Genomic DNA, 14,365 nt, shown 5'->3' on the forward strand with positions numbered 1-14,365 from the left:
GATCCGCATTCACGACGTTCACTCCGCCGCGCCGACGAGCGCCGCGCCTCGGGTCGCGCCGAAGCCGACGTTGACCTCGGGGTCGAGGGTCGCCCGGTCGCCCTCGAACTTGATGCGGTAGGTGACGTGGAACGGGGTCTGGATGAGGACGACCCGGGCGGTCAGCACGTCGTCGGCCGTCCACGCGGCGGCGGCGGCGACGGGTTGCTCCGGGAACCCGCCGAGCGCGGCGCGGGACTTGACCCACTCGCCCCGCCCGCAGGGGATGCGGTGCTCGGCGCCGTCGACGCGGAGGACCAGCGTGGCCGCGCCTTCGCCCGGCTCCAACTTCAGCGATTCCAGCTTCCGGGGGTTGTCGCCGAACTTGAAGGTCCGGCCGGCCGCCTTCACCGACGATCCGGGCGTCGCGGCCCCCTCGGGCGCCCGCAGCGTCAGGCCCTTGAGCGTGGCCGTCAGCGCCTCGCGGGCGTCCGGGTCGGCGGGGAGCGGGGCGTCCGCGAAGGCCGGCAGCAGCCGGTCCCAGACGAGGTCGAGGACGGCCTGCATGTCCTTCACGCCGCTGGTGATCGCCAGCACGGCGTCTTGCTCGGGCATGACCAGGCAGTACTGGCCGAAGGCCCCGTCGCCCCGGTAGGCGCCGTGGCGGGCCCGCCAGAACTGGTAGCCGTAGCCCTGCTCCCAGTCGCTCCGGGGATTGCTCCCGTTCGAGGTCTGGAGCGAGGTCGCCGCGGCCACCCACGACTCGGGGACGAGCTGCTTGCCGTTCCACCGCCCTTTCTGGAGGTAGAGCTGCCCGAACTTGGCGACGTCCTCGGTTTGCACGCTCAGGCCGTAGCCCCCCAGCGAGACCCCTTGCGGGCTCTCGCCCCACGACGGATCGTCGATGCCCAGGGGGTCGAACAGGCGGGGGCGGAGGTAGTCGAGCACGGTTTGGCCGGTCGCCTTCTGGACGATCGCCGAGGCCATGTAGGTGCCCGACGTGTTGTACAGGAAGTGCGTCCCCGGCTTGTGCGGGACCGGATGGGCGAGGAAGACCTTCGTCCAGACCTCCCCCTCGGGCCGTTTGGGCTCGTCCTGATGGCCCGTCGACATCCGCAGCAGGTCGCTCACCCGCATCGCCTTGAGGTTGGCGTCCGGGTTCTCGGGCGCGTCCTCGGGGAAGAACTTCAGGACCGGGTCGTCGACGCTCAGCTTCCCCTCGGCGACGGCCAGGCCCACGGCGGTGGCGGTGAAGCTCTTGCTCAGCGAGTAAAGCTCATGGCGAGTCTCGGCGTCGTAGGGCGCCCACCAGCCCTCGGCCACCACCCGGCCGTGGCGGACCAGCATCACGCTGTGGAACGAATCGATCCCGTCGGCCGCGAGCACGAACTCGCGGAGGGCCTTCGACGACACCCCCTGCGCCTCGGGCTCGCTCCTCGAAAGGGGCTCCGACCCGAACGCCAGGGCCCCCAGGCACGCGAACAGTCCCGCCGCCCAGCCGATCCGCTTCATCGCCGCGCCCTCCCATCCCGGTCTCCTCGCCTCGACGCAACGCCCATTGGACGCCCGGCGGCGGCGCGGATCAAGGGGCGCCCCCCGTCGGGGGGGGTCAGGAGCGGAGGGCTTCCTTCAAGGCGCGAAGGATGTAGCGGTTCTCGGAACGGGTGCGGGAGGCGACCCGGATGAACTTGCCGGGCTCCAGGCCCTTCTTGTCGTCGCAGGCGCGGGCGTAGACGCCTCGGCGGACGAGCAGGCGGCAGATGAGGTCCTCGGCGGTCAGGTCGTCGCGACGGAGTTCGACCAGCGCGAAGTTGGCGTGGCTGGGGTAGACGTGGACGCCGGGGAGGGTCGTCAGCGCCTTGAAGAACCGCCGGGTGTGGCGGATGTAGTGGACCCGCTTCCGCTCGTAATCGGCCTGGAAATCGGAACGGGAGTAGAGGTCGAAGAAGTATTCGGCCAGGCCCGACGAGTTCCAGAGGTAGCCGTTGTCCAGCAGCGACTTGACCCGCTCCGGGGCCATCACGGCGTAACCGGCGCGGATGCCGGCGACGCCGAAGTCCTTGGACATGCTCTTGACGACCATCAGGTTCGGGAACCGGCCGATCTCGTGGGTCAGGCTGCGGTAGGCGAAGCCGTCCCCCTCGCAGGCGAAGTGGAGGAAGCTCTCGTCGACGAGGACGTTGGGCACCTCGCGCATCTCTTCGAGCATGGCGACAAGCTTCGCGTACGGGATGTAGCCGCCGTCGGGGTTGTTGGGGTTGATCAGGACGACGGTGTCCGGCTTCTCCCGGCGCACGGTCTGGAGGTACTCGCCGATGTCCAGCTGGAAGTCGTCCTGCTTGCGCACCACGTTGTACACGACCTGGGTGTCGGGCCGGACGAACTCGTGGTAGGGGGAGAACGTGGGGAGGTTCACCAGGATCTTGTCCCCGGTGAAGCGGTGGAGGATCGCCTGGATGATCTCGATGGCGCCGTTGCCGATGAACAAGCGGTCGGGCGAGAGCCCCAGCCCGCTCGCCAGCTTGTCGGCGATCACCCGATTCTGCGACGGGTAGAACTCCAGCAGCTTGCGGAGCTTGCCCGGCCGGATGATCTCGCGATAGAGGTTGTCCAGGAACAGCTCGGTGGCGTAGGGGTTGGAGAGGAAGCAGGCGTCCACCCGCATCCGCAGCTCGGGGATCATCTTGAGGATGGTCGGCGCGCTGGGGGAGTGGGAGCCGGCCTCCTTCTTGAGCTGCTTGATCCGGTCGGCCAGCGCCGTCTCTCGGGACGACAGCGGTCCTCGGCGGATGACGGGCCGCACCCGCGCCTCCAGCCATCGCGCCGAGACGCCCAGGTCGAACGGCCGGGGCTTCCGTGGTTGCAGCCGATTCGGGGTCTGACCGATCACGTCCACCTCGGTTTGGTTCTCGAGCGACGGCCCCCCGCGACGAAACGGAACTCGTCCGTCGAAGGGGGGTTGCGCAACCGACTGGCTCTCGTCGCCAGGCCCTGGGGAGACCCGGACGCGACGATCCGCTCCCGAAGCGCGGGACCGATCCCACCCGAGGGCCCTCCCCCGCCGAGTCGATCCCCTCTCCCGAAGCCCACCGGACATCCTAGGATGTCCGAGGCTTCTCATCAAGCACTTCGATCCCTCGGGCGACCTTCAAAATCGCCACGCCTGAGCCGATCCCCGGCCCGGCCCGCGCCGGTCACGTCCTCCCGAACGTGGGGCGGGCGGCGATCCGTTGCGGGTCGGCGCCGTTCAGTTTCCGGAGGCCGCCGGCGGCCGACCATCGCCAGACGCCGTGGGGGCCGAAGTCGACGTAGAGCCAGCCGTCGGCGGCCCCGACGAGGCCCTCGGGGTTCGCCGGGTTGAGCCGGGTGAAGGCGTCCTGGCTTCGGCTCCAGGACCAAAGGCCGTCGGCGCCGAAATCGACCGCGAGCGTCCCCCAGGGGGCCGGCGCGAAGCCTTCCGGGTTGCTCGCGTGCAATCGATGGAAGCCGCCGGCCGGGGTCCAGAGCCAGAGCCCGCTGGGGCCGAAGTCGACGTAGAGCGTCCCGGCGTCCCCGACGACGAAGCCTTCGGGATCGGCCGCGTTGATCTGCCGGAAGCCGTCGGCGGCGGCCCAGCGCCAGAGGCCGAAGCGCTCGTAGTCGACGTACAGCTCGCCCGACGCCCCCGCCGCGAAGCCCTCGGGGTCGGCCCCGCTCAGGAGCTTGAAGCCGTCGGCGGCGGTCCAGCGCCAGAGGCCGAAGCGGCCGTAGTCGACGTACAGCTCGCCGTCCGGGCCGGTCGCGAGGGCTTCGGGGTCGGCCGCGTTGACCTGGCGGAGCCCGCCGGCCTCGGTCCATCGCCAGACGCCGAACCCGCCGTAGTCGACGTACAGGGAGCCGTCGGCGGCGACGACGAGGTCTTGCGGGTCGGCCGCGTTGATCTGCCGGAAGCCGCCGGCCTCGGACCATCGCCAGAGGCCGCTCGCGCCGTAGTCGAGGAACAGGGGGTGGAGGTTCGGCGGCGGGACGGCGGCCGTCTCGATGATCGTCAGGGAATAGTCGTGGCCCTGGCTGCGGGCGCCCTCGACGTTCGACGCGCCGTCCCCGAAGGCGACGCGGAAGCCGGGATCGGCGATCGCCTCGTTCGGGGCGACGGCGGCCGGGCCGACCGATCGGGCGATGCGGACGTAGTACGCGGCCGTCGCCTGGGCGGTGAAGTTCAACGCGCCGTAAGCGGCCGAGCCGCTCATCGCCGCGACCCGTCGACCCTGGGCGTCGTAGACCGCCGCGACGCTCGCGCCGGGGAGGCCCCCCGCGGCCGGGAGGGCCGTCGTGATCGCGTAGCTCGCGCCCGCGACGGCGTCGATCCGGTAGTAGTCGGCCGCGGCCCCGGCCAGGGTCGTCTCGCGGGCGTACGTCCCACCGGCGAACGGCACGGCCTGCGAGGCCCCCGCGATCTGGTGCGGCTCGTCGCCGGCGCGGCCGGTCAGGGTCGCCTCCAGATAGAAGGCCGGGGACGAGGCCGAGCCGGTCCAGGGGGTCGTGAAGGTGTAGTCGCGTTGATCGAACGCGCTCGCGCCGACCCAGTAGCGACCGCCGACGGGGAACGTGTACGTGAGGTCTTCCTTGCCCGTCGCGGCGCCGGGCGAGTCGTCGTCGCGGAGGATCTCGCGGCCGGATTCGTCGAAGATCTTCAGGAAGCTGTCCGCCCCACGCTCGGCGGCGATCGAGCCGTCGAGGGTGCGGAGCCGGAGGGTGTCGCCGGCCAGGACGTCGAGCCGCATGAGGTGGACGCCCCGCGAGGGGACGACCTTGACCCGCGCCAGGCCCTCCCCCTGGCCGCCGGTGAAGAGGTCGAAGTCGCGGACGAAGCTCGCGCCGGCCGGGGGCGTCGCGACGACGCTCCAGCCGAAGTCCCGGAGGAATCCCCATTCCAGGTCCGTCAGCTCGGTCCGCTCGCCCTGCATCGTGACGGCGTTCATGATCGAGGGGACCTGGGCGGCGACGTGCGACCCGCTGACCGGCACGGCCGCGCCGCCGTTCGCGGCCCGGGCGTCGGGGCCGATGAACGCGCCGTTCTGGAGGAATCGGGCGAACGTCGGCTGGCTCGACAGGAAGCCCAGCGCGTGCAGGAATTCGTGGCGGGCGACGGTCGGGAAGTCGACCTGCGAGCCGGTCAGCCCGGCGGTCGAGGCGCCGAAATACCAGCTCGTGCTGCCGTCGTCGTCGAACTTCAGATAAGTGACGTCGGGCGCGTAGTCGTTCGCCCCCTGGCCTCGCATCGCGTTGTTCTGGGGGAGCGAGTAGAACGCCCCCCCCTGGGCGATGCTGTCGGTCAGGGCGTCGCCGTAGGCGTAGACCTTGAGGGTGTCGGCCGCGACGCTCGTCCGCACCGTCCGGCCCCCGGAGGCCGTCTCCAGGGTGTAGTTCGCGGTCGGGACCGCGGCCAGCGTGTCATTCAGCCGCGCGGCGATCGCGCCCAGCGTGGACTCCAGCGCCGCCCGCCGATCCGCCGTGAAGAACCCCGAAGCGTCGAGCGAATAGTCGATCGCCAGCGAGACCGCCATCAACCGACGATCCTCCAGCGCCTCGCACCCCGGCGCAATCCCCCGACGCCCCCGCCGCCGATCGCCCCCTCTTCCCATCTTCGCCACGGCGTCCCCCCCTCGCGATCCCCAGCCCCCGGCCCTTCCCCGACCGTCGACCTTTCCCCTCATCGCGGACGAATCGAAGATACCGACAGTGTTCATCCCTCGTCGCCCCCTGTATGAAAGGTCTTCCCCCCTCGCGGGGGAGACGGACCCCGGAGGGGTTAGATGAGGGGGCGACGAGCGCGACAGCCATCGGGATTCGCAGCCCGACCGCTTGAAAGGCCGAAAGTCATCCTGCTCGTCACCCCCTCATCCGGCCCTGCGGGCCACCTTCCCCCGCGAGGGGGGAAGGACGTTAGGGACTGAACCGGGATCTCGACGAAGTCGCGCCCGTTCGGAAGCCTAGCTCACGGATCGCGGATCGTCGGATACAATGGCGATCGGCTTGTGGGAAGCGGGCGTGAGAGGGATGGGAGGTGGGTCGTGCGGTCGAGCATCGGGGGATCGATCGGGGCCTTGGTCGCGGCGGTGCTCGCGGCCTGGCCCTGCGGGGCGACGGCCGAGCCGCCGAGGCGGCCCGAGGCGCTCTTGCTCGTCGACGGCGGCGCGCGGCTGCTGGCGGCGAATCGGGGGACCGGCACGATCTCGGTCGTGGACCTGGCGGGGCGTCGCGTCGAGGGCGAGTTCCCGATCGGGCGCGGGCCGGTCGACCTGCGGGCGACGACCGACGAGGGGGTCTGGCTGGCGGTCGACCGGGAGGCGGGCGAGGTCGTGCTGCTGGTGCGCCGCGACGGGGCCGTCCGCCGCGCGGGCTCGGTCGTCGTCGCGGCCGACCCGGTCCGCGCCGCGGTCTTCGGCGACGGCCGCCGCGCCCTGATCCTCTCGCGAGGCTCGCGCGCGGCGACGTTCGTGGCCTGGGACGGCGCGGAAGGCCCGCGCGTCGTCGCGAAGGTCGACCTGCCGTTCAGCCCTCGCGAGGCGGCGGCGCTGCCGGGCGACGGGCCGGCGTCGATGGTCGTCGCCGACGCCTTCGGCGGCCGGCTCGCGCTGATCGACCTGGAGGCGAAGGCCTGCCGCAAGGTCTGGACCCTCCCCGACCACAACCTCCGGGGCCTGGCGATCGCCCCCGACGGCCGAAGCCTGGCGATCCTGGCCCAGAACGCCACGCCGACCGCGCGGACCTCGCGCGACGACGTCGAGTGGGGCCTGCTCGTCCGGAGCTGGATCCGGCTCCTCCGGGTCGACGACCTGCGCTCGGAGGGGACCACCGACGAGTCGCTGCTGGCGAACTCCCGCACGGTCGCGCTGAGCGGGGTGGGCAAGGGGTCGGCGGACCCGTCGGCCCTGGCGTTCGGCCCCCGCGGCGAGGTCGTCGTCGCGATGACGGGGGTGGACGAGGTGGCGTCGGCCCTGGCCCTGGGCGAAGCGTACGAGCGGCTCAAGACGGGCCGGGGGCCGTCGGCCCTGGCGACGTCCCCGGACGCGGCGACGGCCTACACGGCCGACGCCTTCGACGACGCGATCACGGTCCTCGACCTGGAGGCGGGGCGGATCGTCGCTACCATCGCACTCTCGGCCGACGCCGGCCCGGACGGCCGCCGCAAGCCGGCGACACTCCTGGAGGAAGGCGAGGCCCTCTTCCGCGACGCCAGGCTCTCCGAAGACGGCTGGATGAGCTGCCAGACCTGCCACACCGACGGCCACACCGCGAGCGTCCTCATCGACACCCGCGGCGACTCCTCCTACGGCGCGGCCAAGCGCACGCCCACGCTCCGGGGCGTCGCCGACACCGGCCCCTGGGGATGGCTCGGCAACATGCAACGGCTGGAAGACCAGATCCACCTCTCGCTCACCACCACGATGCGCGGCCACGAACCGAGGCCCCGCCAGGTCGAGGCCCTCGCCGCTTTCCTCCGCACGTTCGACCCGCCCGCCCCCGAAACCCCGACCGACGAGAAAGCCGTCGCCCGGGGCCGCGCGATCTTCGAAACCGAGCGCTGCGACGCCTGCCACGCCGCCCCGACCTACACCACGCCCCGGACCTACGACGTGGGCCTGGAAGACGCGGTCGGCAATCGCGACTTCAACCCACCCTCCCTGCTCGGGGTCGGCCGCCGCCCGGCCCTGCTCCACGACGCCTCCATCCCCACACTCCCCGACCTCTTCCGCCAGGCCCACCACCCCGACGGCGCCCCCCGCCCGACGACGCGATCGCCGATTTGACGGCGTTCCTCAGGTCGCTGTGAGCGAGTCAGCCCCGCTCACGCCCCGTCTTCCTCGAAGAAGTCGTTCGAGACGTCCTTGAGGGCGTAGGTCTTGGTGGTCGTCACGCCCAGGTCGTGCTCGATCATCAACTCCGCGAGCCGGTCGCCGTCGACCAGCACGACCTTCTTCCCCTCGATGCGCTGGATGTAGTCCGCGCCGTCCCTGGTGAACGTGGAGGTGGTCAGGATGACCCCCTTTCGCGCCCGGTAGTAATCCATGCTGCCGACGAACTGCTGGACGACCGGTCGCCCCACCGGGCCGTCCCAGCGCTTGGCCTGGATGCAGACCACGTCGAGCCCCAGCTTGTCCTGCCGGATCACCCCGTCGATCCCGCCGTCGCCCGCCTTCCCCGTCACGCTCCCGTGCCCCGCCACCCCGCCGTAACCCATCGCCATCAACAGGCGGACGACCACGCTTTCGAAGAAGCCCGGCGAGCAGGTCCTCAAACGACTCAGGAGCTCCTCCGCCGTCGCCCGCACGATCGACTCATAAGCGGAGTCGATCAACTCGTGCGGCGTCTGTTCCTCCTCGACGACCTTGGCGACGGGCGACGATTCGGTGGTCTCGTCTAGGTGTCGGGGTTTGGCCCGTTCTTTTGAAGGCGATGTATGAAGGAAATCGCGTTAGGAACTTGACGTCGATCCGTGCCGGTCCCTCCGCAAGGACGCTACGTCCCAAGTCCGTGATGCGAACCCGCCCTCTCATGGGATATTCGACCAACCCCGCAAACTTCATGTGCGACCGCGCCCAACTCACGCGGTTCCCTATCGTCGTTTGCTCGTCGCTTGGGACGCGATGTTCCCGTTCCTCTTCCGTAAGTCCGAACTGATCGGCGATCGCGATCGTCAATTCGTGACTGCTCCAATTCCGCCCGTCCGCAAGAAGCTTGAGTACCGGCAGCATGATCGTCTGGAAATCGGGGATCGCCACGGCCGGGCCTCGCATCGGGACAACGCGTCAATCGCGGGGTGTGCTGGGGGTCTCGGGGCGTGCCCCTCCCACCATCCATTTATACAGCATGGTCTCCCCTCGGGGCTCGTCCGCCTCTCCAACGCGTCGTTCGGTCCCACTGTGGATATGGAGGGAGCCTTGCGCCGTGGGCTCTCGAAGGCCCTCCGCAGACATGCGGGATACACCGCGAGCATGATCGAAAGTCGCCGAACGAACCCAATTTCCGCGCCGCTATTTCGACCCCAACCTTAAACTGAACCGCAACTTATGTCCGACGGCTTCATTCCCGGCCCGGCGCGATCGAAGCCAATATGGGGCGTCGGGATTTCCCGGGATCGGCGATTCTGAATAAAATTAAATCCAGGCGGCTCTCGTTCGACCGGGAGGTCCTGGTCGTCGAGGGGTGCGAGTGGGCGGGGAAATCCTGGAGAGCGTCGATGGGTCCGATTCGTTCGATTGATGAGTTGACGAGCCAGAACATCGCGATTGTCGCCAAGATGGAGGAGGATTCGCGGAACGTCCGCACGCGGGGCGAGCGCCTGGCCGACGCGATCGCCGCGCTGGTCGGAAGCTGGACGTTCATCCTGATCCAGACGACGCTGCTGTCGGTGTGGGTGCTGCTCAACCTGCTGGCCTGGTCGCGGCACTGGGACCCGTATCCGTTCATCCTGCTGAACCTGATGTTGTCGTTCCAGTCGGCCTACGCGGCCCCGATCCTGATGATGAGCCAGAATCGCCAGGCCCGGCTCAGCGAGCGCCGGCACCACCTGGACCTGCAGGTCAACATGCTGGCCGAGCAGGAGACGACCGAGATCCTCCGCCTCCTGCGAGTCTTCTGTGAGAAGAACGGCATCGCCCCGGACGACGACCGCGAGTCCCTGTTCGAGGAGGACATCCACCACGACGACATCATCCGTCGGATCGAGTCGGAGCTGGAGCCGAGGGTCGACCCGGCGAGCAACCCCACGGCCGTCCCGAGGGCGTCGGCGAACGGGACGGCCTCCTGAGGGCCGGATCGGTCGGGTCGGGTCGAGAAGGCCCCCGGCGCGCGGTTTTGCCGCCCCGGGCCGTCCGGCGGTAGGGTAGACTTGGAGTTTGGAGCGTCCCCGCCCTTCCCCGCCGCCGACCGAGGTCCGCCATGGCCGACGACCCCTTCTTGAAGAACCCCAACGTGGGGCGATGCCGGCTGATCTCCCGGATCGGCGAGGGGGGGATGGGGGTCGTCTATCGGGGCTGGCACGAGGACCTGGACCTGCCGGTCGCGGTCAAGTTCCTGCACCCGGATCGGGTGGCGGAAGGCCGGGGGGCGGATCGGTTCCTCCGCGAGGCGAGGCTCGCGGCGAGGCTGAACCATCCGGGCCTGGTGCGGGTCTTCGACTGCGGCCAGGTCGACGGGCGGTCGTACATCGTCATGGAGTATGTGGACGGCCAGGGGCTCGACGCCCACATCGCCGAGCGTCAGGCGGTGGGGGTGGACCGCTCGTTGCAGATCGCCGAGGAGGCGGCGCGGGCGCTCGCCGAGGCCTGGACGCAGGTGGGGGTGATCCACCGCGACGTCAAGCCGGCGAACATCCTGCTGACCTCCGGCGGCCAGGTGAAGCTGGCCGACCTGGGGCTGGCGAAGGTCGCCGAGACGGCCGCGGACTCCACCGACGCCACGATGGCGTTCGCCAGCCGGACCGAGGCCGGCACGTCGCTGGGGACGCCCGCGTACATGCCGCCGGAGCAGTTCCTCGACGCCGCCTCGGTCGACCTCCGGGCCGACGTCTACGCCCTGGGGGCGACGCTCTACCACATGCTCGCCGGCCGCCCCCCGTTCGAGGCCGACGGCCTCTTCGCCCTCCTTCGACTCATCGAGCGCGAGGACCCGCCGCCGCTCCCCCCGCACGTGCCGCTGGCCGTCGAGCAGCTTGTGGCCCGAATGATGGCGAAGAAGCCCGGCGACCGCCACCAGTCCTACGCCGAGCTGATCGACGACCTCCACGCCGCGCAGCGCCCGGCGGAGGCGAGCCCGCCGACCCCGACCCCGACGCCCCGCCCGTCGCCGCGGAGCGGGGTCTCGGCGATCATCCCGGCGGCGAGGACGGCGGGAAGGGCGATCCACTCGGCCTCGCCGAGCGAGAACCGGGTGCTCCTGGTGGTGGACGTGCAGAACGACTTCTGCCCCGGCGGCGCGCTGGGCGTCCCCGGCGGCGACGAGCTGCCGGCGATCATCAACAAGCTCTCCCGGCGGTTCGCCCACGTCATCCTGACCCAGGACTGGCACCCCGAGGACCACCTCTCGTTCGCCTCGTCCCACCCCGGCGAGAAGCCCTTCGCGGCGATCGAGCTCCCCTACGGCCCCCAGGTCCTCTGGCCCGACCACTGCGTCCGCGACACGACCGGGGCCGAGTTCCACCCCGATCTGAAGGTGGAGAACTGCCAGCTGATCATCCGCAAGGGCTACCACCGCGAGATCGACAGCTACTCCGCGTTCTTCGAGAACGACCGCTCCACTCCCACGGGCCTCGCCGGCTACCTCCGCGAGCGCGGGCTCAACCGGCTCTTCCTCGTGGGCCTGGCGACCGATTTCTGCGTGGCCTACTCCGCCCTGGACGCCCGCCGCCTGGGCTTCGAGGTCTCCGTCATCGAATCCGCCTGCCGCGGCATCGACCTCGACGGGTCCCTGGAAGCCGCCTGGGAGCAGATGGAGGAGGCCGGCGTGACCCGGGCGTGAACCGGCCCCGCCGCCCCCCGCGCCCTCGACGCCGGGAGGGGCCGTCGTCGGGCCTCGAATCGACCCGAAATCCGAGGGCTGGGCTTGCTTGTGCGGGGCCGGGGCGCTCGGCATAATCGACCCGTCGATCGCCGGCGCGACGAACCCGACTCTCCGTCAACCGGGCGTCGCCGGCTTCCCTATTTCGGACTGCAGAGAAGCATCATGGCGATTTTTGGACGTTGGATTTCCCGGGCGGTCCTCCTGACCGTCGTCGGGCTGGCGTTGGCGGCGCCGACGCCTGTGGTGGCGAGCGAGGCCGATCTGGTCCTGCCGGACCTGGCCTCTCGATCGTATCTGGGCGGGTCGGTCAACGGCCGGACCCTCCTGCAAGCGGGTCTCGTGGTTTGCGCGATGGGCCTGGCGTTCGGCCTGGTCTTCTACCGACAGCTTGAAAAGCTCCCCGTCCACCGGACGATGCGCGAGGTCAGCGAGCTGATCTACGCCACGTGCCAGACGTACCTGCTGCATCAGGCGAAGTTCATCCTGATCCTCTGGGCGTTCATCGCGGCGGTGATCGTCGCCTACTTCGGGTTCCTCTCCGAGGGGGGCGAGGCGGCGGCGGCCGAGGGCCTGCGCGAGTACCCGAGGATGGTGAAGGTGCCGGTGATCCTGGCCTTCAGCCTGGTCGGCATCGCCGGCAGCTACCTCGTCGCCTGGTTCGGCATCCGGATCAACACGTTCGCCAACAGCCGCACGAGCATGGCGAGCCTGAGGGGCCTGCCGTTCCTCTGCTACTCGATCCCGCTGAAGGCCGGGATGTCGATCGGCATGGTGCTCATCAGCGTCGAGCTGCTGATCATGCTGTGCATCCTCCTGTTCGTGCCGAGGGAGCTGGCCGGGCCCTGCTTCATCGGCTTCGCGATCGGCGAGTCGCTGAGCGCCGCGGCGCTGCGGGTGGCGGGGGGCATCTTCACCAAGATCGCCGACATCGGCGCCGACCTGATGAAGATCGTCTTCGGGGTGAAGGAAGACGACGCCCGCAACCCCGGCGTCATCGCCGACTGCACGGGCGACAACGCCGGCGACTCGGTCGGCCCGACGGCCGACGGCTTCGAGACCTACGGCGTCACCGGCGTGGCCCTGATCACCTTCATCCTGCTGGCCGTCTCCCGGGCCGAGATCCAGGTCGACCTGCTGGTCTGGATCTTCGCGATGCGGGTGCTGATGGTGGCGGTCAGCGGAGTGGCCTATTTCGTCAACGAGGCGATCGCCAGGTCGCGGTTCCACCACGTCCGCCATTTCGACTTCGAGGTGCCGCTCACCGGCCTGGTCTGGGTCGCCAGCGTGCTCTCGATCATCGCCACCTACGCGGCCAGCTACGCCCTGATCCCGAACGTCGGCGGCGACCCCAACCTCTGGTGGGCGCTGGCGAGCATCATCAGTTGCGGCACGCTGGCCGGGGCGGTCATCCCGGAGGTCACCAAGGTCTTCACCTCGACCGGCTCGCTGCACGTCAAGGAGGTGGTGATCGCCAGCCGCGAGGGGGGGGCGTCGCTGAACGTGCTCTCGGGCCTGACGGCCGGCAACTTCTCGGCCTTCTGGGTCGGCGGCGTCGTGATCACCGGCCTGATGGCCGTCGCCTACGGATTCAGCCTGCTCTTCCCGTCCGACCTCATGCTGGCGCCGACGGTCTTCGCCTTCGGCCTGGTGGCCTTCGGCTTCCTGGGCATGGGCCCGGTCACCATCGCCGTGGACAGCTACGGCCCGGTCACCGACAACGCGCAGAGCGTCTACGAGCTGTCGCTGATCGAGCAGGAGCCGAACATCGCCGAGGAGATCCGCCGCGAGTTCGGCTTCGAGCCCGACTTCGAACACGCCAAGCTCCTGCTCGAGGAGAACGACGGCGCGGGCAACACGTTCAAGGCCACGGCCAAGCCCGTGCTCATCGGCACCGCCGTGGTCGGGGCGACCACGATGATCTTCTCGATCGTCGTGCAACTGGCCGGCGGCGTCGACCCGGCCACCGGCCGACTGACCCTGCTCCCCGAGCAGGTCGGCAAGCTGTCGATCCTCCATCCGCCGTTTCTGCTGGGGATGATCTTCGGCATGGCGGTGATCTACTGGTTCACCGGCGCGAGCATGCAGGCGGTGATCACCGGCGCCTACCGCGCGGTGGCGTTCATCAAGCGGCACATGAAGCTCGACGGCTCCGCCAAGGCGAGCGTCGAGGACTCCAAGCGGGTCGTGGCGATCTGCACGCGATACGCGCAGCTCGGCATGTTCAACATCTTCCTGACGGTCTTCTTCGTCACCCTGGCGGCGGCGTTCCTGGAGCCGTTCTTCTTCGTCGGCTTCCTGATCGGCCTGGCCCTCAGCGGGCTCTTCCAGGCGATCTACATGGCCAACGCCGGCGGAGCCTGGGACAACGCCAAGAAGATCGTCGAGACCGACCTCCGCGAGAAGGGGACCGAACTGCACGCGGCCTGCGTGGTGGGCGACACCGTCGGCGACCCGTTCAAGGACACCAGCAGCGTGGCCATGAACCCCATCATCAAGTTCGCCACCCTCTTCGGCCTGCTGGCCGTCGAACTCGCCCAGCGCGTCCCGCCCGCGCCCCGGCTGATCATGACGGTCCTGATGTTCGCCGCCGCCCTGGTGTTCATCCACCGCAGCTTCTTCGGAATGCGGATCGATCCCAATGAGTCGGGAGGCCCTTCGAACGACGAGGCCCCCGCCCTCGTCGCCGCCGACGCCGCCGGCTGAGGCCGCCCCCACCCTCCCCCGATCCCGCACCGCGCCCCCTCGCCGCGCCCGGAACCCGGCGCCGCGAGGGGGCGTTTCCGCGCGCCGACCGCCCGGATCGCCCTTGACCTCGCGGCCAACTGTACTAACATAGTTAATA

General features: G+C 70.0%; 9 protein-coding genes and 1 pseudogene. 5 read left to right on the forward strand and 5 right to left on the reverse strand.

Annotation, left to right across the window (positions count from 1 at the left end; all coding sequences use genetic code 11):
- Positions 1-18: 18 nt before the first annotated feature.
- The 3 genes from VT85_RS24820 to VT85_RS24830 all read right to left on the reverse strand — a co-directional run bounded on the left by VT85_RS24820 (position 19) and on the right by VT85_RS24830 (position 5,525).
- Positions 19-1,491 (reverse strand): serine hydrolase domain-containing protein, encoded by a 1,473-nt coding sequence (locus VT85_RS24820; RefSeq protein WP_068420909.1) that lies wholly within the window; start codon positions 1,489-1,491, stop codon positions 19-21.
- 97 nt (positions 1,492-1,588) lie between these two features.
- The gene (locus VT85_RS24825; protein WP_197490996.1) at positions 1,589-2,869 is read right to left on the reverse strand and encodes a pyridoxal phosphate-dependent aminotransferase; all 1,281 of its coding nucleotides are present in this window, start codon (positions 2,867-2,869) and stop codon (positions 1,589-1,591) included.
- A gap of 304 nt (positions 2,870-3,173) precedes the next feature.
- Positions 3,174-5,525 (reverse strand): hypothetical protein, encoded by a 2,352-nt coding sequence (locus VT85_RS24830; RefSeq protein ID WP_068420914.1) that lies wholly within the window; start codon positions 5,523-5,525, stop codon positions 3,174-3,176.
- Positions 5,526-6,032: 507 nt separating this feature from the next.
- Between VT85_RS24830 and VT85_RS24835 the strand changes: the two genes are divergently transcribed.
- Positions 6,033-7,772 carry a cytochrome c peroxidase gene (locus VT85_RS24835; RefSeq protein WP_068420916.1) on the forward strand — a complete coding sequence of 580 codons (1,740 nt, stop codon included), beginning with the start codon at positions 6,033-6,035 and terminating at the stop codon, positions 7,770-7,772.
- A 38-nt stretch (positions 7,773-7,810) separates the two neighbouring features.
- Here VT85_RS24835 and VT85_RS28810 read toward each other — a convergent pair whose 3' ends face one another.
- Both VT85_RS28810 and VT85_RS30140 read right to left on the reverse strand, forming a co-directional pair.
- Positions 7,811-8,260 carry a restriction endonuclease gene (locus VT85_RS28810; RefSeq protein WP_197490997.1) on the reverse strand — a complete coding sequence of 150 codons (450 nt, stop codon included), beginning with the start codon at positions 8,258-8,260 and terminating at the stop codon, positions 7,811-7,813.
- A gap of 40 nt (positions 8,261-8,300) precedes the next feature.
- On the reverse strand, positions 8,301-8,759 hold the full coding sequence (locus VT85_RS30140) for a winged helix-turn-helix domain-containing protein (RefSeq protein WP_409999936.1): 459 nt from the start codon (positions 8,757-8,759) through the stop codon (positions 8,301-8,303).
- A 443-nt stretch (positions 8,760-9,202) separates the two neighbouring features.
- On the opposite strand from VT85_RS30140, the gene VT85_RS28820 reads away from it, so the two are divergent.
- From VT85_RS28820 to VT85_RS24855, 4 genes and pseudogenes are all read left to right on the forward strand, one after another.
- The gene (locus VT85_RS28820) at positions 9,203-9,772 is read left to right on the forward strand and encodes a DUF1003 domain-containing protein (RefSeq protein ID WP_082859049.1); all 570 of its coding nucleotides are present in this window, start codon (positions 9,203-9,205) and stop codon (positions 9,770-9,772) included.
- Between the two features lie 131 nt (positions 9,773-9,903).
- Positions 9,904-10,707: pseudogene (locus tag VT85_RS30145) on the forward strand (serine/threonine-protein kinase); the annotation flags it as partial.
- Positions 10,708-10,863: 156 nt separating this feature from the next.
- On the forward strand, positions 10,864-11,481 hold the full coding sequence (pncA, locus tag VT85_RS30150) for a bifunctional nicotinamidase/pyrazinamidase (RefSeq protein ID WP_409999956.1): 618 nt from the start codon (positions 10,864-10,866) through the stop codon (positions 11,479-11,481).
- Between the two features lie 204 nt (positions 11,482-11,685).
- Positions 11,686-14,226 carry a sodium-translocating pyrophosphatase gene (locus VT85_RS24855; protein ID WP_082858885.1) on the forward strand — a complete coding sequence of 847 codons (2,541 nt, stop codon included), beginning with the start codon at positions 11,686-11,688 and terminating at the stop codon, positions 14,224-14,226.
- Positions 14,227-14,365: the final 139 nt, after the last annotated feature.

The organism is Planctomyces sp. SH-PL62, assembly GCF_001610895.1.
Taxonomy (GTDB): domain Bacteria; phylum Planctomycetota; class Planctomycetia; order Isosphaerales; family Isosphaeraceae; genus Paludisphaera.